This window comes from Bradyrhizobium sp. CCBAU 051011, from assembly GCF_009930815.1.
In the GTDB taxonomy this organism is placed as follows: domain Bacteria; phylum Pseudomonadota; class Alphaproteobacteria; order Rhizobiales; family Xanthobacteraceae; genus Bradyrhizobium.
This window is the reverse complement of the sequence record NZ_CP022222.1, coordinates 8,084,369-8,110,028: the sequence shown is the minus strand read 5'-3', so window position 1 is coordinate 8,110,028 and position 25,660 is coordinate 8,084,369. Positions and strand designations below refer to the sequence as shown.

Annotated in this window: 16 protein-coding genes and 4 pseudogenes; 12 read left to right on the top strand and 8 right to left on the bottom strand. The window is 62.1% G+C overall.

Features of this window, described 5'->3' with window-relative positions:
• Positions 1 to 135 precede the first annotated feature (135 nt).
• A complete protein-coding gene (locus ACH79_RS44525; RefSeq protein ID WP_246738307.1) occupies positions 136 to 531 on the top strand; it encodes a hypothetical protein in 396 nt (131 codons plus the stop codon).
• Between the two features lie 341 nt (positions 532 to 872).
• Positions 873 to 1,760: a DMT family transporter gene (locus tag ACH79_RS38265; RefSeq protein WP_161855466.1), complete on the top strand. Its 888-nt coding sequence runs from the start codon at positions 873 to 875 to the stop codon at positions 1,758 to 1,760.
• Between the two features lie 302 nt (positions 1,761 to 2,062).
• Here ACH79_RS38265 and ACH79_RS38260 read toward each other — a convergent pair whose 3' ends face one another.
• The 3 genes from ACH79_RS38260 to ACH79_RS38250 form a co-directional block, all read right to left on the bottom strand.
• Positions 2,063 to 3,847 (bottom strand): DUF885 family protein, encoded by a 1,785-nt coding sequence (locus tag ACH79_RS38260; RefSeq protein ID WP_161855465.1) that lies wholly within the window; start codon positions 3,845 to 3,847, stop codon positions 2,063 to 2,065.
• Positions 3,848 to 4,911: 1,064 nt separating this feature from the next.
• Complete coding sequence (locus ACH79_RS38255; RefSeq protein ID WP_161855464.1) at positions 4,912 to 6,255, bottom strand: IS5 family transposase; 1,344 nt, start codon at positions 6,253 to 6,255, stop codon at positions 4,912 to 4,914.
• Positions 6,256 to 6,864: 609 nt separating this feature from the next.
• On the bottom strand, positions 6,865 to 7,314 hold the full coding sequence (locus ACH79_RS38250) for a VirK family protein (RefSeq protein ID WP_161855463.1): 450 nt from the start codon (positions 7,312 to 7,314) through the stop codon (positions 6,865 to 6,867).
• A 1,642-nt stretch (positions 7,315 to 8,956) separates the two neighbouring features.
• Here ACH79_RS38250 and ACH79_RS38245 point away from each other — a divergent pair.
• The 8 genes and pseudogenes from ACH79_RS38245 to ACH79_RS38210 all read left to right on the top strand — a co-directional run bounded on the left by ACH79_RS38245 (position 8,957) and on the right by ACH79_RS38210 (position 17,935).
• Complete coding sequence (locus ACH79_RS38245) at positions 8,957 to 10,159, top strand: cytochrome P450 (protein WP_161855462.1); 1,203 nt, start codon at positions 8,957 to 8,959, stop codon at positions 10,157 to 10,159.
• Between the two features lie 93 nt (positions 10,160 to 10,252).
• Entirely contained in the window at positions 10,253 to 11,545 is a 1,293-nt protein-coding gene (locus ACH79_RS38240; protein WP_161855461.1) for a cytochrome P450, read from the top strand.
• Position 11,546: 1 nt separating this feature from the next.
• Positions 11,547 to 11,820, top strand: a pseudogene (locus ACH79_RS38235) (ferredoxin).
• Positions 11,821 to 11,839: 19 nt separating this feature from the next.
• Positions 11,840 to 12,685 carry an SDR family oxidoreductase gene (locus tag ACH79_RS38230; RefSeq protein ID WP_161855460.1) on the top strand — a complete coding sequence of 282 codons (846 nt, stop codon included), beginning with the start codon at positions 11,840 to 11,842 and terminating at the stop codon, positions 12,683 to 12,685.
• Positions 12,685 to 14,028, top strand: a complete 1,344-nt coding sequence (locus ACH79_RS38225; protein WP_161855459.1) for a cytochrome P450 — start codon at positions 12,685 to 12,687, stop codon at positions 14,026 to 14,028. Before ACH79_RS38230 ends, ACH79_RS38225 begins: the two co-directional genes overlap by 1 nt.
• A 154-nt stretch (positions 14,029 to 14,182) precedes the next feature.
• Positions 14,183 to 15,181 carry a polyprenyl synthetase family protein gene (locus ACH79_RS38220; protein ID WP_161856789.1) on the top strand — a complete coding sequence of 333 codons (999 nt, stop codon included), beginning with the start codon at positions 14,183 to 14,185 and terminating at the stop codon, positions 15,179 to 15,181.
• Between the two features lie 304 nt (positions 15,182 to 15,485).
• Positions 15,486 to 17,036, top strand: coding sequence for a hypothetical protein (locus tag ACH79_RS38215; protein ID WP_161855458.1), 1,551 nt, complete (start codon positions 15,486 to 15,488; stop codon positions 17,034 to 17,036).
• Entirely contained in the window at positions 17,033 to 17,935 is a 903-nt protein-coding gene (locus tag ACH79_RS38210) for a hypothetical protein (protein ID WP_065754549.1), read from the top strand. Before ACH79_RS38215 ends, ACH79_RS38210 begins: the two co-directional genes overlap by 4 nt.
• Before the next feature lie 110 nt (positions 17,936 to 18,045).
• On the opposite strand, the gene ACH79_RS38205 is transcribed toward ACH79_RS38210, so the two are convergent.
• On the bottom strand, positions 18,046 to 19,389 hold the full coding sequence (locus tag ACH79_RS38205) for an IS5 family transposase (protein ID WP_161851761.1): 1,344 nt from the start codon (positions 19,387 to 19,389) through the stop codon (positions 18,046 to 18,048).
• Positions 19,390 to 19,506: 117 nt separating this feature from the next.
• On the opposite strand from ACH79_RS38205, the pseudogene ACH79_RS38200 reads away from it, so the two are divergent.
• Positions 19,507 to 19,704 (top strand): annotated as a pseudogene (locus ACH79_RS38200) (hypothetical protein); the annotation flags it as partial.
• A 224-nt stretch (positions 19,705 to 19,928) separates the two neighbouring features.
• Here ACH79_RS38200 and ACH79_RS38195 read toward each other — a convergent pair.
• A complete protein-coding gene (locus ACH79_RS38195; protein WP_161855457.1) occupies positions 19,929 to 20,264 on the bottom strand; it encodes a hypothetical protein in 336 nt (111 codons plus the stop codon).
• 1,044 nt (positions 20,265 to 21,308) lie between these two features.
• Here ACH79_RS38195 and ACH79_RS44520 point away from each other — a divergent pair.
• Positions 21,309 to 21,565: pseudogene (locus tag ACH79_RS44520) on the top strand (IS5/IS1182 family transposase); the annotation flags it as partial.
• A gap of 228 nt (positions 21,566 to 21,793) precedes the next feature.
• Here the strand turns inward: ACH79_RS44520 and ACH79_RS38190 are convergent.
• The 3 genes and pseudogenes from ACH79_RS38190 to ACH79_RS38180 form a co-directional block, all read right to left on the bottom strand.
• Positions 21,794 to 22,213 carry a hypothetical protein gene (locus ACH79_RS38190; protein WP_246738306.1) on the bottom strand — a complete coding sequence of 140 codons (420 nt, stop codon included), beginning with the start codon at positions 22,211 to 22,213 and terminating at the stop codon, positions 21,794 to 21,796.
• Between the two features lie 382 nt (positions 22,214 to 22,595).
• Positions 22,596 to 23,752: pseudogene (locus tag ACH79_RS38185) on the bottom strand (IS3 family transposase); the annotation flags it as partial.
• A 305-nt stretch (positions 23,753 to 24,057) separates the two neighbouring features.
• Entirely contained in the window at positions 24,058 to 24,921 is an 864-nt protein-coding gene (locus ACH79_RS38180; protein ID WP_246738305.1) for an Effector protein NopP, read from the bottom strand.
• Positions 24,922 to 25,660: the final 739 nt, after the last annotated feature.

Genomic DNA, 25,660 nt, shown 5'->3' with positions numbered 1-25,660 from the left:
GAACTTTGTTCTAGCTCAACCCGCCGGTCTGTCGCCGACGGTTAGCGCGCGCACTCAGAAATCCTCATTGAGCTTGGCTCGACCTGCGCTCAGCAGAGGCCGGAGGCGCACCGGTCATCAGGACAGCCGTCATCGATGCAAATTGAGTTGACGGCTGGGCCGGGTGACTTCCGCAATTTGCGCAAGCCAATCGCGTCCCCGGCTTCACTCCCTCCGAAATACGGATTGGATTCGAATTTGCGAATTTTGCGGGGAGGGCAACTACGTAATGATACGGAGGGCTGGTGTCGCATTCTCTTCATGCACGAAGTGCATCTCATGTACATGAAACCCAAAGATCCGTTCTACGATCCAAAATTCTGGCGAAGCCGTGCGGAAGCGACGCGGACCAAAGCGGTGTCGTTCGCTGAAGGCAAGTCCAGAGATAGGCTCCTTAAGATCGCCGAGGAATATGAGAAGCTAGCCCGACGCGCAGAGGAGTGGCCGACGCTCAAAAAGGATGGCGACGCAGCACCCGATCGCAGTTCCTGATGCTTGGCCGGATTTTCGATAAAATCCTGAGTAGCTCTCTAGGAGCGGTTAGGGTGGTTCCTTTTGCTCGATGCGTCACACGCATGCGGGCCGATTTGGATTACTCGGCCGTTAGCATTCACTCATCGGGCGCGTGATCAACCTCACGATTGAACAAGCGATGCCTAAAGTTTGCACCCTGGTTCTTTATCTCGCAGATCCGGTACCGTCCCGAACCTTGATCGCTATCTCTGGAGGAGGCTGAGTGCGACGTTTCCTCTAACCATGGAGGCATCCACGGCTGCTGACCTATTCCACGAACCTGGGTGTCATACGGTCTGATGCAAGCGAAAAGCCATCCGATGAAGCAGCCTAGCCTTTTCGTACCGCTTCTTTGCGGAACCCTTGCGATGGTCAGCTGGAGTATCGGAAACGTCCTGTCCAAGGCCGCCCTCTGCTGTATCGAGCCGCTCTCGCTATTAACAGGGCAGTTGGCTGTGAGCGCCGCAAGCCTGACCGTACTATCCATCTGGTCAGGCGCGCCGCCTCGCTTGAGCGATTGGCGTGCTGGCCTTCCGGGCCTCCTGCAGCCGGCGCTTGCGTCTGGTTTGTCGACCTTCGGCCTGACGATGCTGCCGGCGTCTGTGGAAGCGATCCTGTTCGCAGTTGAAACGCCCATGATCATACTCCTCGCGTGGTTGATTCTTGGCGAGATCCCCAACCGGGGCGTCGGCTTGCTCTGCTTGTTGGCCCTTGCCGGAGTTAGTTTGCTGAGCTGGACCTCTGAACCCGATCCCTACGCAACGCGCGGACTGGGAGTCGGCCTCGTCCTCGGCGGTGTTCTATTTGCCTCGCTCTACAGCATCACAGTCCGGTTGATGTCGGATCGGATAGATGCGCTGCGGCTTACGACAGTAAGCCAAATCGTCGCGTTCGCAGCAGTGGCATGTGTATGGATTGGTGTTCGTCCATTGCCGATGCTCACGCCAACTATCACTGATGTTATTTTGGTGGTCGCATCCGGATTGCTGCTCATGTCAATTCCGTTTCTTCTCTACGGCATTGCGCTGGAACGCATGAGCGCGACCGCGGCCGCACTGTTGCTGCCGCTAGTTCCGATGTTTACGTCTATCTTTGCATCTGTTTTTCTTCAGGAAACCCTGACTGCAAAACAGTGGCTAGGTGCTGCCACTGTTCTCGTGTCGGCGCTTGGAATGCCCTTGGCCCTGCGTTGCAAACCGCACGATTGACCTGGATCAATTTGGCGCAGGCCACGTCGTCTCGCTAGCGGCCCAACCAAGCAAAAATGCGCGGCTTCCTCGGCCGCGGCCAGTTACAGGTGGACAGTTCCTCTTTCAGATGTCTGGGGCAGGAGATCGAACCTTCCAACCATTTCACCCTCGGGCGGCTCGCTCGATCGTCGGCGACCAAAATCATTCGGGCCGTCGGCACATAATCGCACCCGGAACATGGCTCCTCGTTTCGCGTCCGGCCCAAATGACGCGACAGAAGCAGGATCAGATCGTCTCGCCTTCGATCTGCGCATCGCACGTTAGCCGCGAGGAGTTGCGCCGGGGCCTTTGCTTGCGATCCAGCGATCGACGAGCTCGCTGAGGAGTCCGAAGGGAAGTGCACCGCTGCCGAGGACGATGTCGTGGAACTCGCGCGCGTCGAATGCCCGGCCCAGCTGAGAGCTTGCCTTGCTCCTCAACGCGAGCAGTTGCTGCATGCCCACCTTGTACGCAGTAGCCTGGCCCGGTAAGACGACATAGCGTTCCACCTCACTTATGATTTCGGACAAGGGGTTCGGCGTTACCTTGCTTAGGTAGTCGATCGCTTGTTCGCGCGTCCAGCGACTAGCGTGGATGCCGGTATCCACCACAAGCCGCGTTGCGCGCCATAGCTCCGCCGCAAGCCGTCCGAAATCGGACATCGGATCGCGATACGCACCCATGTCCTTGGCGAGCGACTCAGCATATAATGCCCACCCTTCCGCATAGGCGGTGTACGAGCCGAACTTCTGGAAGGCGGGAACTCCGGTCAGTTCTCTCGCAATCGCAATCTGCATGTGATGACCCGGCACGCCCTCGTGGTAGGCGAGAGCTTCGAGCTGGAACGTCTTCAGAATCTCCATTCTGGACAGGTTAACATAGTAGACGCCGGGCTGGCTGCCGTCAGCCGTCGTTCGCTGATAGAAGGCGAGGGCCCCAGAGTTCTCACGGAAGGGCTCGACGCGCCTGACAACCAAAGGAGCCTTGGGAAGCCTGCCAAAATAATCGCCGAGCTTGCGGTACATCGCATCCAAAATGCGGGACGTTTCGCTGAGGTAGGTGCTCCGTCCCTCCTCGGTATCGGGATAGACAAACTTGGGGTTTGTCTTGATGTGCTTAAAAAAGGCGGCGAGGTCGCCGCCAAAGCCAAGCGAGTTCTTTATCTTTTCCATCTCTCCGTGGATCCGGCCGACCTCCTCTCGTCCGCACTCGTGGATTTGGGCGGCCGACAGCTCCGTCGTGGTTATGTGCCTGAGCGCCTGCGCGTAGAACTCAAGTCCGTTGGGGTGCTTCCAAGCGCCATCGTCGGTGCTGGACGAGGCCTCGAGTCGGCCCGCCGCCGTAATCAAATCGACGTAAGCCGGCTGGACGAACCTGATCATCGCTTGGATGGCTGCTTCAATAAGCTTGGGCTTCTTCGCGTAAGATATTGGCAGCGCCTCGAGCTTGATGCGGAAGTCCGCAAGCCACGTCGAGTCCTTTCCTGAAGCATGAAAGGGCACCCCACTCAGAAGATTGCGACAATCCTGGATGACCTTGTCATAAACAAATCTGGGAGCGAAAATCCCCTTACGAGAACGCAGCTCGACACCGTCGATGAGTTGTGCGACAAACCTGCGGACGCCCTCGAGGCGAGAGATGTAGGCCTCCGCATCCTCGACAGCATCGATGGGATGATGGTTGAGCAGGAAGGCTGGAATGGACGATTGCCAGCCACCCATTTGGTTTAGAGGGTAGTTGTAATGCCGGAACTTGTCCGCTTCTAGCGCTGTTACGCAATTACTCTCGAACAGCCGATAGCTGAGCTTGGCCGCGTCCGGCAACGTCTGAGGATCGAAGTCCGCGCGCAGTCGATCAAGGTCCTGCCGAATCTCGCGAACCGCTTGGTCCCGTGCTGGTTCGTCGATCTCGTCCCATAGATGCTGGCGATCTTTGCGCCCCAGCAGTGCGGCCTCTCTCATCGGGCTCAGTCGGATTTGCCGTTCGAAGGCCTGTTCGAAGAAAACACCGAGCGCCTCGGTTTGCGGTGCGGCCGTAACCGACTGAGGCATGGTAGGCTTGTTCATTCTGTTCAAGGTCCTCGATTGAAAACTGCGCGCCGAGTCCGCCCCTGAAGATCACCGCACTGCGGTTGTGAGATGCCGCGAACGAAGCAAGCGGCGTGCCGAATTGAACTGCAGATTTTTGACGGCACTTCGTAAGTGTGTGTAGCGTCAAGTTGCCGACATTGGTTCTATGGCTGACAATCGCCGCTGCGGTGTCCCGACAGAACGTTGCGCAGCGGGAAGCTGCTTTTTTGAAGAGCTTTCCCATGGCGCACTCAATGTGCGCCTTTGCAGGGGTCCGGCGACGAGCACCGACGCAAGGCATGAATTCCGTGCATCACTCTTGAGGACGCCGCAGAAGGGTGGTCTTGAAATCACGCCGACGCTGATTCGCGCTGTGGCCGTTGGCGCCTAGCGCCGGGGAGGAGCCCGGGAAGTACGCGGGAACCCCCAAATTCGCCCAGATTTGAGGCGGGTTGCGCTTTGCTCCTAGAAAATAGGGCTTTCCCCACTCATAAACGAACTTACAGGGGCTACATGGACGCACCGGCGAGCAAGCCGGCTGTGGAAACATGGCCCTTTTAGGGATTACGGCCGCACGAAACGGAATTCGCGCCGGCATCCGGCCGAGCAAATCGCCCAGATCGCCGCATCTATCCGGCAATGGGCGGGACGATGCCGATCCTAGCCGCCGAGCGATTACGCTCGGCGCGGTCAAAGCCAAGATGCAGAAGATTTCACTAGCGACCTGCGGTCGATGAAATGTCGCCGCGTATTGGAGAGAACACTAGCGGCCGCAGTTTCGCAATGGATGGCGAACGAGCCGGCACGGCGGATATGCCGTCAGCAGCGCATCTGCAACGGCGGCGAGGACGCATTCGGCCAAGTCAATACGGTCGCAGGGCAAGAAACGCTCAGTTTTCTCCGTAATCGCATCACAAGCGCTTTTACCTTCGCTACCACCGTCTACAATCTGGCGCGACCGCGGGGACGGCGATGTCCAAGACCCGGCTTGGCCCAGACCCTGAACGTTGGCGCATCATCGAAACGGACAGCTGGGTAGTCGTCCGTGAAGAAGATTGATTTCACGCTGGATTAAGCCGACCGCCGGAGAAGAGTGCGGTCAGGAAGAGGTGCAGCAAAAGCCTGAGCCAGCGGATGAGGCGGCGGAAGTTGTAGCCGGCGGCGGCGAGGACGGCGTTGGCTGCATCGCCGCGACGGAACCAGAGATAATTGCGGCCCATGCGGTGCTCGGCTTTGAGATGGCCGATGACGGGCTCGACAGCGGCCCTGCGGCGCAATTGGCGTTTGATCCTTGGTGTCACTCCTCGCTTCTGGCCGGAGATGAAGACCCTGAACTTGTAATCGGGTGGGGCGTTGTGGCCGCGATATCCCTTGTCGGCGAGGAGGCGCGCGATGATGTTGCCGATGAGCGCCTCCATGTCCGGGATCACGGTGGCCAGCGTGTGACCGTCATAGGGATTGCCGGGCAGTGCCTTCACATGGGTGACGAGTTGGCCGCCCCTGGCGTGGCCGATCGTGGTGGCGACGGAGACTTTGACGCCGAACTCGTAAGGCCGGTGGGCCTTGCCCTTGCCGATGCACTCGATCTCCGGCGCGTGCAGGGAATAAACCTTCGGCCCACGTTGACGCTGCTGCTGCTCGCGCACGCGCCGCGCCAGCGCCAGCAGCTTTGCGAACGCCGCCTCGAGCCCGCTGTTACCCTCGATCTTGCGGCCGATGTCGCGGATCACGCGGCCCAGATAGGTCCGCAGCGTCTTGAGCTTCCGGTTGGCGCGCTTGAACTGCTTGGCGTGGGCATAGTGCTGGTGCTCGATCAGGGCGAACTTGCCCACCCGCGCATAGGACTGACGCAAAATCACCCCATGGCGCTGCGCCAGCCGCACCAGCTTCTCGCGCGCCCGGTTTAGAAGCTTCGCGTCGGTGGGGAACGTCACGTTCTTGGGCTGAACCGTGGTGTCGACGATCACCCGCGACAGTTCGGACGGCTTGACTGCCTCGGTCTTGACGGCAACCGACAGGCTTTCCTGGATCAGCGCCGCCAGCCGTTCCTCGCCCATGCGATTGCGCCAGCGCGTCAGCGACGAGCGATCGAACACCAACCGGTGCTGGAAGAATTCTTCGCCGCAGAAGTATTGGTAATAGGGGTTCTCGACCCACCGCTCGCACAGCACCTCGTCGGACAGGTCGTAGGTGTGCTTGAGGATCGAAAGCCCCGCCATCAAGCGCGTCGGCAGCGGCGGCCGGCCGGGATCATCATCGTAAACCTCGCCGAACCGCCCTTCCAGAAAGCCCCAATCCACCGTGCGGCCCAGCCTCACCAGCGGATGCTTCATGTCGATGATCTGATCGAGCCGGGAGCGGAAAAGATCCTGTTCCCCCGTCTCGCTCCGCTCTCGTGGCCGCATCGAATCTCTCGCCAAAGCCGGTTCTGCGCGAGTGAATCACAAATCAAGTTTGCAAGGAATCCCGCTCCAAAGGCCCGCTTTCCGGCAAATTCAATTACTGCAAAATGCCGTTTCCGGATTCCAAATCAACGGCTTGGGAATTCTTCACGGACGACTGGGTAGCGCTTCCTCCATCTTGTTCTAAGAGGCGCATCTCACCTTCAAGGGTAAGTCCGATGCTGAAATTGCCTTAGCCTTCGGTGCGCTGGAGCGCCTTCTCGAGTTCCGCTACGGCTCGCGAGGGGGTTCGGCCTGCTCGGAATTCTCATGGTAAGGAGACGACGAGAATGATTCCGCTCGCGGTCGCGGATCGGTTATGATCGGCAATACGGGCAGGCGGTCGGCCAGTTCTTCATACACAAAAGCGACCATTCAGGCGTCCCTTGCGAACGCGGCCGAGTTCTTCAACGGTCTGGTAGGTCAGCACCACCTCATTCAAATGCTGCTTCAGTAAACGGTAAGTAACTTCGCCGCGCGGCCACCGGCTACGAAAAGACGGCCAGAAATGACATGGCCGTCGTCACGATTTTGGTTACGATATTATGGCTCGATAAAACTGCACCCGAAAGATCACTGGAGAGAAGAAACGAACTTTGCGCCGTCCGGCAGTTCGCACACGAATTCGCCCTGATGTACTACTTCGGTCGCCCCGACGATCAGCTTGGATGCCCGCACCGTAAGCTTGCCTTCGCGGCTGAGGCTGTGGCGAATGTATTCCGTCACTGGCTGTCCCGAGCTATCCACGGTTTGATGCGCATTAGCAAAGCTGATGCCGTTCTGGGCGGTCACCCTGAACGCACTAATAAGCAGCCCGGCCTGCGTCGCTGGTCCGGGCTTGCCGCCATCGAGCGTGGTACAGCGGCTTAGGTCCAATATGAGCTTCACATTCTTGCCGGCCTGCAGGGCACTGAGCACCTCAACGTATTTCGGCGAGGGCTCATCGGCCTTGGCCATCGTGCTCACGCTCACAGCCGAAAGCAACGAAAACAGGATCGACAGGCATCTGCGATTGAACTTCATACTCTCTTCTCCTTCACAACAACACCGCACGCCACGCATGCGGCAACTCCGATGTCGCGTCCGCAAACAGCTTGGTAGATTCCCGACATCGAGCATGTGCGCTTCGCAACAACTACACGTGTCGCAACCGCTTGCAAGTTGTTGCGAAGGCTAATCCAACCTCACAAGCTCGTACGTAAGGTTTTTCGAAGTGGCGTCACCGTTTGCGACATCCTGTGCACTGTTTTGTCCAGGGGTGGCAGCGTCGAAACGAGGAATCGCAATAGTGCGTAAATGCAAAGGAGGCCGATATGAGCGAAAGCGTGCAGGTTAGGACTCTCATATACACGTGAGCGGAACAGCTTCGAACGAGCCTTCAAACGACGGGCGTTCTTGCTGCGCATTTTGTGTGGTCGCCCGTCAGGGGGCCGCTGCCGCCCGAAGAAATGGTCCGGAATGGACGGGAGGCGAAACTGATCCAGTGGGAGAACGAGCAAAATACTTGATAGTTCAAGGAAGTTGACCTCGGTCTATCGAAACAAGGTTGGCGGAATGTCAATGGCGCAACGGCAGCGTTGATTGCTTGCCCCCGCGCTTGGCGCGACTCCGGGGCCACCCCGCTCATGCAATGAATGACTAGCTGACCCGCGGCGCTCCCGCCGAAAACGGTGCGTGACATACGCACTCGCTCGCTAGCATGCGGCGGTGCGTCGCGAGCTCATTTGCTTAGAGGTTACGTAGATGTTCCTGCTGCGCAATCGAAATGGAAGGTCATGCGTCGTCATGATTTGTGACGCAGTATATCTAATCCGTTCGGATGCCCACGCCCCTCTGGCCACACTGCGCAACGAAGTCTCGCCTACTTCGAAATCCGGCGATCGTCCAGCCACTAGTCTAAGGAGGAAATGGCCCATAGGTAGGCGCGTCCTGCCGCAATTGAAAATCCGTGCGCCCGACGCCGGCGAATCGACGCCGATCATCGGCACTATTTCGTGTGGCATATCATTTGCACGGGTTTGTCTGGGTTGGACGACCAAGTGCCGCGCCATCCCCAACCGGCCCCACGCACCTTATACCCGGCAGTGTGCGTTGGGCCGGTGCTGTTGCAGCATAGGAGATCGACGCTCGACCGCATTCACCGGTGTTAAGTCGGATGCAGCCGCTTGTGCGATGACCGATACAACGGCCGAGAACGCTGCGCTCAAGCGTGCCGGCAGGAAGGAATGGCAACGCGTGGTCATGACATGATCTAGCGCTGCTCGCTGACTGCCGCGCAACGTGCGCCTCGGCGCCAACACCAACGCGTTCGAGGGAGGATTTCGACTGTGTGAAGAAGGGGCGATTAACGCGCCCAGTGTACGGCGATAGAGAAATGCCGGAGCTGGCGCCTCCAACGTACAGGCGCGTGAGCTTTGCGTTCGCTCTTGGTCGTCATCGCGATGCTATTTCAAGGCCAAGCATGCATTTTTTCACCTTGAGCTTAGGGGGCTACTACAAGATTCGGTAGATGGCAAAAGCCAAATTGAGGCCCTAGGGTCTGGCCGCCTTCCCCGCCGATCATCGTCGACGAACAGAAGTGAACGCAAGCGCAAGTGAGGCCGCTGCCCGCAGCACCTGCCGGTCACCTACCGCCCTTGCGTCGCTTAGAGAGTGAAGTGCCACCATGTCCGAACAACCTTTGCCGACGCTGCCGATGTGGCGCGTCGATCACATCGAGCCCTCGCCCGATATGTTGGCGCTACGCGCCGACGGTCCGATCCACCGCGTGCGCTTCCCATCCGGGCACGAAGGCTGGTGGGTGACAGGCTACGATGAGGCCAAGGCGGTGCTGTCCGACGCGGCGTTCCGGCCCGCGGGAATGCCGCCGGCCGCATTCACCCCGGATTCGGTGATTCTTGGTTCGCCGGGGTGGCTGGTCTCGCACGAGGGGGGCCAGCATGCCCGGTTACGCACCATAGTGGCGCCGGCCTTAAGCAACCGCAGGGTGAAGCTGCTCGTGCAGCACGTCGAGGCGATCGCCGCGCAGTTATTCGAGACACTGGCGGCCCAGCCCCAGCCCGCCGACCTGCGGCGCCACCTCTCCTTTCCGCTTCCGGCCATGGTCATCAGCGCGCTGATGGGGGTGCTCTACGAGGATCACGCCTTTTTCGCCGGGCTGTCCGACGAGGTGATGACGCATCAGCATGAAAGCGGCCCGCGCAGCGCGTCGCGCCTGGCCTGGAAAGAACTGCGCGCCTACATTCGCGGCAAGATGCGGGACAAGCGCCAGGATCCGGGCGACAACCTGCTGACGGATCTGCTCGCGGCGGTCGACCAGGGCAAGGCGACCGAGGAAGAGGCGATCGGCCTGGCGGCGGGCATGCTGGTGGCGGGGCACGAGAGCACCGTCGCGCAGATTGAATTCGGCCTGCTGGCTATGTTCCGCCATCCGCAACAGCGCGAACGCTTGGTCGGCGATCCTTCCCTGGTGGACAAGGCGGTGGAGGAAATCCTGCGCATGTACCCGCCTGGCGCGGGCTGGGACGGCATCATGCGCTATCCGAGAACCGACGTGACGATCGCGGGCGTGCATGTTCCCGCGGAGAGTAAGGTGCTGGTCGGCCTGCCGGCGACATCGTTCGATCCGCGCCATTTCGACGACCCGGAAATCTTCGACATCGGACGCGAAGAAAAGGAGCACCTGGCGTTCTCCTACGGGCCGCATCACTGCATCGGCTCGGCGCTGGCCAGGCTGGAACTCAAGGTGGTGTTCGGTTCGATCTTCCAGCGCTTTCCCGCGCTGCGCCTGGCCGTGGCGCCCGAAGAACTGAAGTTGCGCAAGGCGATCATTACCGGCGGGTTCGAGGAGGTCCCGGTGCTCTGGTGATGCGCGGACGGCGCCGGGGATCGCGATTATTCTCCGCAATTTGCCGGCGCCTGGCGCGCGCCGGTCAGATCAGCCAGCCAACAGGTAACCAAGATGGACGTGCGAGAAACCACTGCAGCATGCCGCGACGCCTTCGCGGAACTGGCGTCGCCAGCGTGCATCCACGACCCGTATCCGTTCATGCGGTGGTTGCGCGAGCACGATCCGGTGCATCGCGCGGCGTCGGGCCTCTTTCTGTTGAGCCGCCACGCCGACATCTACTGGGCGCTCACGGCCACGGGCGATGCGTTTCGGGGACCGGCGCCGGGCGAACTGGCGCGCTATTTCCCGCGTGCGGCAACCAGCCTGTCGCTCAAGCTGCTGGCGTCCACGCTAGCGATGAAGGACCCACCGACGCATACGCGTCTGCGCCGGCTGATCTCGCGCGATTTCACCTTGCTCCAGATCGACAATCTGCGGCCGAGCATCGCGCACATCGTCGCAGCGCGCCTGGACGGCATGGCGCCGGCGCTAGAGCGTGGGGAGGCGGTCGACCTGCATCGGGAATTCGCGCTGGCCCTGCCCATGCTGGTCTTTGCCGAACTGTTCGGCCTGCCCCAGGACGACATGTTCGGGCTCGCCGCCGGCATCGGCGCCATTGCGGAAGGCCTGAGCCCGCACGCCAGCGATTGCCAGCTCGCCGCGGCGGACGTGGCCAGCGCCAGGGTGCAGGCCTACTTCGGCGACCTCATACAGCGCAAGCGCACCGATCCCCGCCACGGTATCGTGTCGATGCTGGTCGGCGCACACGACGACGATGCCGACACGCTGTCGGATGTGGAGTTGATCAGCATGCTGTGGGGCATGCTGCTGGGCGGCTTCGCCACAACTGCTGCGACCATCGACCATGCGGTCCTGGCCATGCTGGCGTATCCCGAACAGCGGCATTGGCTGCAGGCAGACGCCGTGGGGGTAAAGGCATTCGTCGAAGAAGTCCTGCGCTGCGACGCGCCCGCCATGTTCAGCTCCATTCCGCGTATCGCCCAGCGCGACATCGAACTGGGCGGCGTGGTGATTCCGAAGAACGCGGACGTGCGCGTGCTGATCGCGGCCGGCAATCGCGACCCAGACGCCTTCGCTGATCCCGACCGCTTCGATCCCGCGCGGTTCTACGGCACCAGTCCTGGCATGTCGACCGGTGGGAAGATCATGCTGAGCTTCGGCCACGGCATCCACTTCTGCCTCGGTGCGCAACTGGCCCGGGTGCAGTTGGCCGAGAGCCTGCCGCGGATCCAGGCGCGCTTCCCCGCGCTAGCGTTGGCCGAGCAGCCGACCCGGGAGCCCTCCGCGTTCCTTAGGACGTTCCGCGCGCTGCCGGTGCGGCTGCATGCGCGAGGGGGAGGCTGAGATGCGCGTCGTGGTCGACCAGGATCTGTGCAGCACCACGGGGCAGTGCGTGCTGACGCTGCCGGGCACCTTTCGCCAGCGCGAACCGGACGGCGTGGCCGAAGTGTGTGTGGCGACGGTCCCGCAGGCGCTGCACGCCGCCGTGCGGCTCGCGGCCAGCCAGTGCCCGGTCGCCGCCATTCGGGTCATCGAAAGCGACACTGGGGATGACGAGCACGCCAGCGCCAACCTTGCGTTCTCCGCCGGAGGCCGAGCGGCATGCTGCGAAAGACTAACGCAATCCAGGAGGACGCGATGGGACGGTTTGAAGGCAAAGTGGCTGTGGTGACCGGCGCCGGCGCCGGCATCGGCAAGGCATGCGCCCTCGCCATCGCGCGGGAGGGCGGCAGAGTGGTGGTGGCCGACATTGATGGCTCGGCGGCTATCGCCTGCACCGCGCAGATCGCGGCCGAAGCGGGCCACGCGCTGGCCCTGGCCATGGACATCGCCGATGCGCAGGCGGTGGCAGCGCTGTTCGAGACGGCGGAGCGGCACTTCTGTGGGGTCGACCTGCTGGTGAACAACGCGAGCGCCATGCATCTGACCCCGCGCGACCGCGCGATCCTCGACCTGGACCTTGCGGTCTGGGATCAGACCATGGCGACCAATCTGCGCGGCACGCTGCTCTGCTGCCGGCAGGCCATCCCACGGATGATCGCCCGCGGCGGTGGCGCGATCGTCAACATGTCGTCGTGCCAGGGGCTCAGCGGTGACACCGCGCTGACATCCTACGCCGCGTCGAAGGCGGCGATGAACATGCTGTCGGCCTCGCTCGCCACCCAGTACGGTCATGCGCAGATCCGCTGCAATGCGGTTGCGCCCGGTCTCATCATGACCGAGCGTCTCCTCGCCAAGCTGGACGCGTGCGTGCAACGGCATCTGCGCCGACACCAGCTCCTGCCGCGCGTCGGCCGCCCCGACGATGTGGCCGCGCTGGTGGCGTTCCTGCTCTCCGACGATGCTGCGTTCATCACCGGCCAGGTCGTGTGCATCGACGGCGGCATGCTGGCGCATGTGCCGACATACGCCGACGGTGGCAACAGCCGCGCCGCGCGGCCTGCCGGCGCGACCGCCGAAGGGGACGCGGCGCCGCGCTGCTGATGGACATGCTGCTCAACCCGCTGAACCGTCGGCATCGGCTGCGGCACGACATCCCGGTCGTGCCGGGCGCTTTTCCCTTGGTCGGGCATCTTCCCGCCGTCATCTGCGACCTGCCGCGCCTGCTGCGGCGCGCGGAACGGACGCTGGGCAGCCACTTCTGGCTGGATTTCGGCCCTGCCGGACACCTGATGACCAGTCTGGATCCGGATGCTCTCGCACTGCTCCGGCACAAGGACGTGTCCTCGGCGTTGATCGAAGACATCGCGCCCGAATTGTTTGGCGGAACGTTGGTCGCCCAGGACGGCATCGCGCACCGGCAGGCGCGCGATGCGATCCAGGCGGCGCTTCTGCCCAAGGGTATGACTCAGGCCGGCATCGGCGAGCTGTTCGCGCCCGTCATCCGGGCGCGCGTGCAGAGGTGGCGCGACCGGGGCGACGTCACCATCCTGCGCGAAACCGGCGATCTAATGCTCAAGCTCATCTTCAGCCTCATGGGAATCCCCGCGCAGGACCTGCCGGGATGGCATCGCAAGTACCGGCAACTGCTGCAGTTGATCGTCGCGCCCCCGGTCGACCTGCCCGGACTGCCCTTGCGGCGCGGCCGCGCCGCCCGCGACTGGATCGATGCGCGGTTGCGCGAGTTCGTCCGCGCCGCGCGCGAACATGCCTCGCGCACCGGGTTGATCAACGACATGGTGAGCGCCTTCGATCGCAGCGACGATGCGCTTTCCGATGACGTCCTGGTCGCCAATATCCGCTTGCTGCTGCTTGGTGGTCACGACACCACCGCCTCGACGATGGCCTGGATGGTGATCGAGCTAGCGCGGCGGCCTGGGCTGTGGGACGCCCTGGTCGAGGAGGCGCAACGCGTAGGCGCGGTGCCGACCCGGCACGCGGACCTGGCGCAGTGTCCGGTCGCCGAGGCGCTGTTCCGCGAGACGCTGCGCGTGCATCCGGCGACGCCGCTCCTAGTGCGTCGCGCACTGCGTGAATTGCGACTCGGCCAACGGCGCATTCCTACGGGCACCGATCTGTGCATCCCGCTGCTGCATTTCTCGACCTCGGCGCTGCTGCACGAGGCGCCTGATCAGTTTCGGCTGGCGCGGTGGCTGCAACGCACCGAGCCGATCCGGCCGGTGGACATGCTGCAGTTCGGTACCGGCCCACACGTCTGCATGGGCTACCACCTGGCATGGCTGGAACTGGTGCAGTTCTGTATCGCCTTGGCGCTGACCATGCACGAGGCCGGGGTGCGGCCGCGGTTGCTGAGCGGCGTCGAAAAAGGCCGGCGCTATTACCCGACCGCACATCCGTCCATGACTATCCGCATCGGATTCTCATGAGCTGGCATCGCATGCCCCGTGTGGTGAGGCAGCGGCGCCGGCGACGCGCGGCATTGCTGCACTTGGCGCGCGCGCTCGGTGCGAGGCCGGCAACACCGCGGCGGCTCGCCGCTCGCCGTGGCCGCCTCCTGGCAGGTACAATGACATGAACAACATGCAGACCGGTTGCACACCACACGGCGAGCGAACTGGCGTTTCCGCGCTCGGTGGATTGGGCGCGCAGGCGCGCGGCGCATCCGGCTGGCTGCTGCCGGAGATCTGGATGCAGGACGGCGCAAAGCGGGTCGAACAGGCGCTGACGCGTCTTCTCTGCGGTGAAGACGACGGTGAGACCGAGCTGATGGCGGCGATGCGCTACGCCACCTTGCATGGCGGGAAGCGCACCCGTACCTTGCTCTGTCTGGCTGCCGGGGCGCTGGCCGACACGCCGGCGCACATGCTCGACAACGTCAGCGCCGCCATCGAGATGATGCACGCCTGTACCCTGGTCCACGATGACCTGCCCGCGATGGACGACGACGTGCTTCGCCGCGGGCTTCCGACCGTGCACGTCAAGTTCGGCGAAGCCACTGCGATCCTGGTCGGCGATGCGCTGCAGGCGCACGCCTTCCTGACCCTGGCGAGCCTGGATGCGCCGGGCGACAACCGTATCGCGCTCGTGCGCGAACTGGCGCAGGCGGTATCCGCCGAGGGTGCCGCAGGCGGGCAGGCCATGGATCTGTCGCTGGTTGGAAAGCACGTCGAGCTGGACAGGATCCTGGCGATGCACCGGATGAAGACCGGAGCGCTAGTGCGCGCGTCCGTTCGCATGGGCGCGCTATGCGCCATCGCGGAGGATGCCGCGCACGCTGCGCTATACTGTGCGCTCGATCGCTACAGCGCCTGTTTCGGCCTAGCGTTACAGGTGGTCGACGACATTCTCGACGCGACAGCGGATATCGCGACGCTGGGCAAGACCCCCGGCAAGGACGCGGCGGCGCAGAAGCCGACCTGTGTGTCGATCATGGGGCTGCAGGCAGCGCGCCAGTTCGCGCCGGATCTGTTGCGCGACGCCGGGGAGGCCATCGCCCCGCTGGGGCCGCGTGCGGAAAGGTTGGCGCAGATGCTGCAGCGGGCCAACGCCTATCTGTTCAAGCACGTGCCATGCGCGTGAGCGCGCCCGTCCGCATGGAATCGCCCCTGTGCCGCTGCGATCAGCAGGCGGCAGCGGTGCATGCTGCACTCTGTCCGAGTCCGCTGCGCCGATCGCAGCGGTTGCCCAGCACGGCCGCGGCGCACGCGGCGCGCTGCGCGGAGACCCATGCAGCGAACCGGCGCAGCATCGGGGCGCGTCGCCGCGCCGGAGCAAGCGGCCATCCGGCGCTGCCCATGCGCCGGGCCGCAACTGCCTGCGGCGACGTGCGCGGGGTCTGCCCGATCCTGGCTCTCGTCAAGCGTCTGCAGAAGGAACATCCGACGTGAACGCGCTGTCCGAACAGATCCTTTCCGAATTGCGCCACCTGCTGAGCGAGATGAGCGATGGCGGCAGCGTCGGTCCGTCCGTCTACGACACGGCGCGAGCTCTGCAGTTCCACGGCAACGTCACCGGTCGGCAGGACGCATACGCGTGGCTCATCGCGCAGCAGCAGGCCGATGGCGGATGGGGAAGCGCGGACTTCCCGCTGTTTCGCCATGCGCCCACGTGGGCGGCGTTGCTGGCATTGCAGCGTGCCGATCCTCTTCCCGGCGCTGCCGACGCAGTCCAGGCTGCAACCCGATTCCTCCAGCGCCAGCCCGATCCCTACGCGCATGCGGTGCCGGAAGACGCGCCTATCGGCGCGGAGCTGATCCTGCCGCAGTTTTGCGGCGAGGCCGCATCCTTGCTGGGCGGCGTGGCGTTTCCGCGCCACCCGGCGCTGTTGCCGTTGCGGCAAGCGTGCCTGGGCAAGCTGTCGGCGGTGGCGACCTTGCCGAGCGGCCATCCGTTGCTGCACTCCTGGGAAGCCTGGGGGACGTCGCCGACCACCGCATGTCCGGATGATGACGGCAGTATCGGCATCAGTCCGGCGGCCACCGCCGCGTGGCGTGCGCACGCCGTGACACAGGGGAGCACGCCGCAGGTCGGGCGCGCTGACGCGTATCTGCAGGCGGCATCGCGAGCGACGCGCAGCGGCATCGAAGGTGTCGTTCCCAACGTCTGGCCGATCAATGTGTTCGAGCCATGCTGGTCGCTGTACACCCTGCATCTGGCCGGGCTGTTCGCGCATCCCGCGCTCGCCGAGGCGGTGCGCGTGATCGTCGCGCAGCTCGACGCCCGCCTGGGCGTGCGCGGTCTGGGCCCGGCCTTGCACTTCGCAGCCGATGCGGACGACACCGCCGTTGCGTTGTGCGTCCTGCGCCTTGCAGGCCGCGACCCGGCCGTCGATACGTTGCGCCATTTCGAAGTCGGCGAGAAGTTCGTCACCTTCCCCGGCGAGCGCAATGGCTCGGTGTCGACCAACATTCATGCCCTGCATGCGTTGCGACTGTTGGGAAAGCCCTCCGCCGGCACCAGCGCCTACGTCGAGGCCAATCGCAACCCGAACGGTCTATGGGACAACGAGAAATGGCACGTTTCGTGGCTGTATCCCACCGCGCACGCCGTCGTTGCGCTGGCGCAAGGCAAGCCCCAGTGGCGCGCCGAGCGCGCGCTGGCGGCGCTGCTGCAGGCGCAGCGCGAGGACGGAGGCTGGGGCGCCGGTCGCGCGTCCACATTCGAGGAAACCGCCTATGCGCTGTTCGCGTTGCACGTGATGGACGGGAGGGAAGAGCCGACTGGGCGCCGGCGCATCGCGCAGGCGGTGGCGCGTGCGCTGGAGTGGATGCTCGCCCGCCATGTGGCGCATCGATTGCCGCAGATGCCGCTGTGGATCGGCAAGGAACTGTATTGCCCCACCCGGGTCGTGCGCGTGGCCGAACTCGCCGGGTTGTGGCTGGCGCTTCGTTGGGGGCGGCGCGTCCCGGCCGAAGGAGCAGGAGCGGCGCCATGATCCAGACCGGACGCGCGCTGCAGCAGGTGCTGGAGTGGGGGCGTTCCCTGACCGGGTTCGCCGACGAGCATGCCGTGGAAGCGGTCAGGGGCGGCCAGTACATCCTGCAGCGCATCCACCCGAGCCTGCGCGACACCAGCGCCCGCACCGGCCGCGATCCGCAGGACGAAACGCTGATCGTGACGTTCTATCGCGAACTGGCGCTGCTGTTCTGGCTCGACGATTGCAACGACCTTGGCCTGATCGCGCCGGAGCAGCTCGCCGCGGTGGAGCAGGCGCTGGGGCAGGGCGTGCCGTGCGCGCTCCCGGGATTCGAGGGCTGCGCTGTGCTGCGCGCTTCGCTGGCCGCGCTCGCCTACGATCGGCGCGACTATGCTCAGCTTCTCGACGATACCCGGTGCTACTGCGCGGCGCTGCGCGCCGGCCACGCGCAGGCGGCAGGGGCGGAACGCTGGTCCTACGCCGAGTACCTGTACAACGGCATCGATTCGATCGCCTACGCCAACGTGTTTTGTTGCCTGTCGTTGCTGTGGGGGCTGGACATGGCGACGTTGCGCGCGCGTCCGACGTTTCGCCAAGTCCTGCGGCTCATCTCCGCGATAGGGCGCCTGCAGAACGATCTGCATGGACGCGACAAGGACAGGTCGGCCGGCGAGGCCGACAACGCGGCGATCCTGCTGCTGCAGCGCTATCCGGCTATGCCTGCGGTGGAGTTCCTCAACGACGAGCTGGCCGGCCATACGCGCATGCTGCACCGGGTGATGGCGGAAGAACGCTTTCCCGCGCCGTGGGGACCGTTGATCGAGGCCATGGCGGCCCTCCGCACGCAGTACTACCAGACCTCGACCGGCCGCTACCGCAGCGACGCTGCGGGGGGAGGGCAGCGTACGCCGGCCTGAACGCGCGGGAGGCGTGCGCGCGCTGCCGTCGGTCTGATCCGACGCAACGCCGTCGCCCGATGCGACGGATGGAGCGAGCGGGAACGCGTCGTCCGTGAAGAAGATTGATTTCACGCTGGATTAAGCCGACCGCCGGAGAAGAGTGCGGTCAGGAAGAGGTGCAGCAAAAGCCTGAGCCAGCGGATGAGGCGGCGGAAGTTGTAGCCGGCGGCGGCGAGGACGGCGTTGGCTGCATCGCCGCGACGGAACCAGAGATAATTGCGGCCCATGCGGTGCTCGGCTTTGAGATGGCCGATGACGGGCTCGACAGCGGCCCTGCGGCGCAATTGGCGTTTGATCCTTGGTGTCACTCCTCGCTTCTGGCCGGAGATGAAGACCCTGAACTTGTAATCGGGTGGGGCGTTGTGGCCGCGATATCCCTTGTCGGCGAGGAGGCGCGCGATGATGTTGCCGATGAGCGCCTCCATGTCCGGGATCACGGTGGCCAGCGTGTGACCGTCATAGGGATTGCCGGGCAGTGCCTTCACATGGGTGACGAGTTGGCCGCCCCTGGCGTGGCCGATCGTGGTGGCGACGGAGACTTTGACGCCGAACTCGTAAGGCCGGTGGGCCTTGCCCTTGCCGATGCACTCGACCTCCGGCGCGTGCAGGGAATAAACCTTCGGCCCACGTTGACGCTGCTGCTGCTCGCGCACGCGCCGCGCCAGCGCCAGCAGCTTTGCGAACGCCGCCTCGAGCCCGCTGTTACCCTCGATCTTGCGGCCGATGTCGCGGATCACGCGGCCCAGATAGGTCCGCAGCGTCTTGAGCTTCCGGTTGGCGCGCTTGAACTGCTTGGCGTGGGCATAGCGCTGGTGCTCGATCAGGGCGAACTTGCCCACCCGCGCATAGGACTGACGCAAAATCACCCCATGGCGCTGCGCCAGCCGCACCAGCTTCTCGCGCGCCCGGTTTAGAAGCTTCGCGTCGGTGGGGAACGTCACGTTCTTGGGCTGAACCGTGGTGTCGACGATCACCCGCGACAGTTCGGACGGCTTGACTGCCTCGGTCTTGACGGCAACCGACAGGCTTTCCTGGATCAGCGCCGCCAGCCGTTCCTCGCCCATGCGATTGCGCCAGCGCGTCAGCGACGAGCGATCGAACACCAACCGGTGCTGGAAGAATTCTTCGCCGCAGAAGTATTGGTAATAGGGGTTCTCGACCCACCGCTCGCACAGCACCTCGTCGGACAGGTCGTAGGTGTGCTTGAGGATCGAAAGCCCCGCCATCAAGCGCGTCGGCAGCGGCGGCCGGCCGGGATCATCATCGTAAACCTCGCCGAACCGCCCTTCCAGAAAGCCCCAATCCACCGTGCGGCCCAGCCTCACCAGCGGATGCTTCATGTCGATGATCTGATCGAGCCGGGAGCGGAAAAGATCCTGTTCCCCCGTCTCGCTCCGCTCTCGTGGCCGCATCGAATCTCTCGCCAAAGCCGGTTCTGCGCGAGTGAATCACAAATCAAGTTTGCAAGGAATCCCGCTCCAAAGGCCCGCTTTCCGGCAAATTCAATTACTGCAAAATGCCGTTTCCGGATTCCAAATCAACGGCTTGGGAATTCTTCACGGACGACGAACGACACCGCCCTGAGCCGGCGCAAGGACGACCATCTGGATCTCGTGCTGGATCGGCGAACGGCGCCGGCCACGGTCGCCGCCGGCTGGGAGTACATGCGGTTCGAACACTGCGCATTGCCCAAGTTGGACCTGACGCAGATCGACTTGCGCGCCTCGGGTCCGTGGGGCGCAATGGCGAAGCGTATTGCGGCGTCTTGCGTTGGTGACCGATAAGTTGGCTAATCCACCCGGCGTGCGTACGTACGTGCCTCCAATATTCTGGAGACCGCGAGCCGCTGAGAAAGGTCAGTCGATGACCACAGGTGTGGATGCAAGTTTGCGCTTGCCAAGGTGTCCATCCTTGTGGCGCCGCATTCGGCTGCGTTGGCACACCGTCTCGCTCATAAGAACGCGTAGATGAGCCAGCAGATACCGGCCCACAGGAGCGCGTTGAGGAGGAGCGCCGCAAGCGGCCAGGGGTTCCACACCATCCGCGGCTGCGAAGTATCAGCGTGTAATGCGCGATCGGCCTTGCCGCCTTCAATCACGCACGGTTTTGGTTTGCTCCAGTGCGTCATTCGTATCCCATGCTTGCGCTGCGTTAGTCGACTAGGCACCGGCAAATCGAAGATCACCAAGTCAAGCAAACGTCGCGATCCCGATGCAGACAGCATCACCGGTCGTGAGCTGGTGAGGCTGATCGTCAGCCTCCTCGACTGCCAGATGCCAGCCAACATGCGGTCTAGGTCTGGCCCTTCGAGCACCTAATCATAGTGTTCAATGATCACGTGAGCCTCAGGCCTTTTGGAGATCGATGAACCCAGCGTTGCTTCGCGGTCGGCGCTGCTCCTCAACGGCTGCGCACGTTGCGTGATCTGGTTCTAGCATTGTCCATTCGCGCCCCAAGCTCACAGCTGCTTCGTGAGGAGCCGTCCGCTTGATGCTCAAGACTATTTCCTTGGTCGGTGGGGTTAAGTTAGCGGGCTACGGCCACATCAATGTCTGCCGGTCGTACAGTTACGACTAGCGTCAACGCCACATTGATCAAGATCAATCGAACGAGTCTCATTGTGAATTCCTAGGTCGGCGACCAGCGCGCCGCTCTTTAATTGCGGCAATCCTCATCTCAGCAATCGGCGTGCCACACGCCGAAGTACTCTCTGCGCGTCGCTTGAAGAAGGAAAACGCGCGTGCGAAGCAGAATCTGTGGAATGATTTAGCGGTAGTAGTCGGATTCTCCACATCAACGTCCGTAACCGAACACGATCGGGACGACAAGATGGAGGGCAAATGACGCCGGCCAAGGCAGCAACAATGCTTCGCATTGGGGGGCGCTGAAAGTATTTCCCTCACCAAGGTGAGCAGTTGGGACGCATCTGCAGCACGGCTGATCGCTCAAGGGGCAAGTGCGAACTCGAGATATGGGACTCGTTGGTATCGCAACCAGTCCACCGGGTAGAGCATGCTCTCGATAGTGGTTAATTACGTGCCGCTAATTCAATTCACGAAGAGCGCGCCCCCAAACTAAATCCGGTGGGTCGCCGAAACTATCTTGGCCTATGGCCCAAAACAGCTCACCAAGAGAGCGGAAACGTGCACGTGAAGCTATCCGCGCAAACTTCTTAGTCGCTCGTGAAGAATCCCTAAAGACGTGATCGGAGATTCCATTTTCTGGCGAAGGCGGAATTGCAAACTTTTGCAACTCGCAGCCTCGGGAGCTCCTAATTTTATTGAGCAGATTCTCGAATCGACGCGTGATTCCGTGATGCAGGGGAAGGGCGATGCAACCGAATAAGCCAAAGACGACTGGGGAGGGCGATCTGGTTCGAGCCGGGCTGGATCAGATCATCAACCTGAAGCGCGAGTTGGTGCAGCTCGAGGCAAGATCGACTGGGACTGGATTGATGGCGAGGTCGCGCCGCTCTACTTAACGAGGCCGGGCGGACATCGCAAGCCGCTCCCTAATCGGACTGCTGCTGCTCAACCATCTACGGCCTGTCTGACCAACGGGTTGTGCGATCGCTGGGCCTGCGACCCCTGTTCCACAGGCGCCCCGAATGCCTGAGGTACCGAGAAACTCACCGGCGGCACAGTCGAGCGCGCCTATGTGGTTAGCTCTCCTGCGCACTGCGGTGCCAACTAGCCTCGGTTCGCCTGCGGTGGGCTCACCCTTTATCAGCGAGCCTCCGCCGGTCCCAACGAAACCTCAAGCGATCAGGGGGAACGCGCCAATCTAGGGATTGGCCACGTTCCTGTTGAGCCACTCTCATCCGATATCTTTCGCATGAGGAGTGTTGTCTCCGAAGCCGAGGTCCGGAAATCGCGTGACGAGCGCGGTTTTCAAAAACAGGATATGCCTGATAGTGACTTCTAGCTCGTTCAACCGCCGTTCCCCTTCCGCTATTTCACTGCCAAGCAAATTCTGATAATGGTTGTCTTCCGGATCGCGCGTAAGATATTCATCGGAATCATTGCCCAACGTTACTGCCGACCGCGCTAACGCTTCATCGACACTCGATTTTAGGTCAGCTTGCTCTGCCATCGCATCTTGCAGCGCGTTCTCTATCGAACGCAAAATGGACGTAGCACGGGCACGATCAGTTTCGGCATCACGACTAGTCGATCGGGCCTTGAAATAGACAACGCTGCGCGCCTTTAGCAATCGTTGAAACATCTTCTTCTCCATGCTTAGTCGAAGTGGCCGCTGAGTCTTCACACCCAAATCAGCATGAATGCGAAAAGTGAGGCCCAACCGCCCCGCGCAATAGCCCAACGCTCACAGAATATTTCACCGCGTCTCACCGATGATCACTGTGTTACATCCGCAAAGTCGGTGCCGTAACAAAACCGGTTCCGCCTGGTCAGCGAAGTGCGGGATTAGCGACATGGGCGTGACTAGGATGTGCTCGCCAGAAGCAGACCGAAAGCTTAACAACTTTCTGCGCTAGCAAGGCTTTGGGCGTAAGTCGGCCTACCAAGCAATCCGCCGAAAATCGATTTGATGCCGTAACCGCGATTTGATCTTCCCCCGAAAAAATGGACAGGGTTAAGCTGCTTTTAGCTCCAATCTCGATCGGGCTGATAAAGCCGATGGCGGAGTGACGACGAGTCCGATTGTAGAAGCCCTCGATATAGGCAAAGATATCCCGTGTGGCTTCTGCCCGTGTTGCATAGTGCCTGTGGTGGACGAGCTCCGTCTTGAGCGTGTGAAAGAAGCTCTCCATCGGAGCATTGTCATAGCAGTCGCCCTTGCGGCTCATTGACGCCCTGAGGCCGGCGGATTGCATCAGCTTGCGGTAATCCGCCGAGGCATATTGAACGCCGCGATCGGAATGGTGGATCAGGCCGGCACTTGACCGCTGCGCCGAGATCGCCATCCGCAAAGCCGCCAAGGGCAGGTCGGCGCGCAAATGATCCGCCATCGCCCAGCCGACAATCCTGCGGCTGTACAGATCCATGACGGCGGCCAGATAGAGCCAACCCGGATCGGTCTCGATGTAGGTGATATCGGCCAGCCAGATCTGGTTCCGAGCAGTGGCGATGAAGTTGCGGTCGAGCAGATTCGGGGCGATCGGCAGGTCGTGGCGGCTGTCGGTGGTCCGCACCCGGCGTGGCCGCGCCATGATGGCCCTGATGCCGTGACGCCGCATCAACCGCTCGATGCGACCACGGCTCGCCCCGCGGCCCTGAGCCTTCAACTCGACATGGATACGCGGGCTGCCATAACGCCCGCGGGTGTCGCGGTGGACCCGCCTGATGTCGTCGACGAGGTCACGATTGGCAGCAGATCGTCGGCTCTCCGGGCGCGAGCGCCAGGCATAATAGCCGGCCGGCGAGACGCCGAGCACGTCGCACAGGAGCGTCACCGGATAGTCGGCGCGGCGATCTTCGATGAAGCGGAATCTCATGTCCGTGTTCCAGCAAAGATCGCGATCGACTTTTTTAAAATGTCGCGCTCCATGCGCAGCCGCTCGTTCTCTCGCTGCAAACGCGCGATCTCTGCCGCGTGGTCCGCCGACGGCAGCGTCGCCTGCGTTGTGGGGCGCCGCGTCGCCGCCGTCGGCTCCAGCCGAGCCCCTCGCTGCTCCATCCACCGCCGCAGCACGGAATCGCGCAGCCCAAGCTCCTTGGCAACAGATCCGATCGAGCGCCCGCTCGACGCTACGAGATCAACCGCTTGCCGCTTGTAGTCGTCCGTAAACGACCGACGTTGACGTCCTTCCATCCGACACCTCCTGGCTCTTCGAGCCTACTACAGGTGTCCATCAATTCGGAGGAGGTTCAATTGTCACCGCATTGGTTGGGCGGCCTGGGCATCACGCCAAGCTTAAGGCGTTCGGACGAGCTGAGGAGCGCCGAACTGCACTAAGCGTCCAAGAACCAGCCGAGACGGTTGATAGTCCCCAATGAAGGCTCTTGTGCCACGGAGCGCCACATACATGATCCAGCCTGAAGAGGATCGCTGCATAGGAAACAAGACACGGTCAGATCCGGTCGTCTCCGTCGCGACTCTACAAGATCCCATTCGATCTACATAAAGTCATCCTCGTACGAGTACGTGGCGGGACTTGGTGCACTCCCGATATTACTGCTCTCACCTCCCGCAGTTTTGGAGAGATATAGTGGAGGTTTGTTTTTACGCTGCCATTCACCGGCAGTGTTCTTTATCCAAATGTCGGGATACTGGGTAGGATCAAGTACCATATTGTTCTCGTCAACCGCAACGAATCCCATCTTCGCTGCACGGGCTTTAGACCCTTGATTGGCAGAACGCCAATTGAGTAGCGGTCGTTCGCCGTCGAGCCGAAGTTGATACTCCAACAGAATATCACCTGCGTTCTCGACAAGCGGGTGAGTAACCTGAAGGTCTACAACGGATGTGATCTCAGTTCGCCCGGGAAACTGTTCGCGCCACTTGTCGCCTTCGAAGTCAATCATGCTGAATCCGCCTTCCGTTCTTAGAAGTCCGACACTCTGCTTTCCTAATTGATAGCTGAAATATCGCGCGCGATCGCTATCGTCAGTTGTGCCATATTTCTCGGCGACCTGAGCGATGCGCTTGGCTTTTTCGGATATGAAATCCGAGTACTCTCGTGGATTAGCGGCTATGTGCTTGATTTCATCGTCATAAAAGCGCTTCGCTTCTCTCCTAAATAGAGGCTTGTCGATCTTCACAATTGGAGGTCTGGGAACGAGGGAATATAACGGCGTTTGTGCCGAAGATGAGCCATCGTTAGAATCCGGTGCGGCAGAGTGCATCTCTGCGAACATGTCCGCGAGCCTTTGGCTGTCCGCATCAGTTTTCTCGGCGCTACTTGCTGACGGTCTCGTTTCGTCACCCTCGCCAAGGGGGGCGTATTGAATATTGGACGAGCCGCTGATTCGGCTATACATGGCGTTACGCGCTCTTATCGGATTAGTGTTTCGCATTCGCACTGAGTTCAGGCTGGCGAGAATCTGCGAGCTTGATAGTCAGCCAAGCTGACGACAGGCTGACGCAGGCGTCACTCGTCTATGCGCCCTCTTACGGGAGGATCTGCCCGGCAGAAGAAGCGCTCGCGCGCATGATGGCGTACAAGAGAAAGCCAATTATTGCCACAGCGCATACGATGAAGAGTTGATCGGTCTGATCTCTGTTCGCAGGAGAGACGGCCGTGTCCCCTCGAGTGACCAGACGTCGGTTGCATCAACATACTGCCGATTATCCGGCGATGGCGAATAGAGCTCCTGCCTTTCAGCTCAAAAACGGACATTGTCATTCGTTGCACCCGTGTACTGTTCCGCTGTCTGGTCGCGTTTGTCGCAACATCCTTACCGGTGATATTGCGCGCCGGCCGGGCGAGGCTTGGATCAGCTCGACGCGATCGGCAGGACCGAGCGCCGCATTGGTCCAAGCGCCCAGCAACTTTGCCGCAAGAGCAGGCGGATAGTTGCCGATCACGAAGGCATCTGGGCGCCGCGCCTACAGCTCCTGGAGCCATGCAGAAATCGTCACGTAGGCGGCTAGAATCTCCGGCGAATCGCAATAGCGTTGCTGGAATGCCAGCCGCCCCTCGCCGTGCAAAACGTGGACCGGGCTAGGATGATGCACCCCGTCTGTGCGTCAGCTTATTGTCAGCTCGCGCGCCTATCA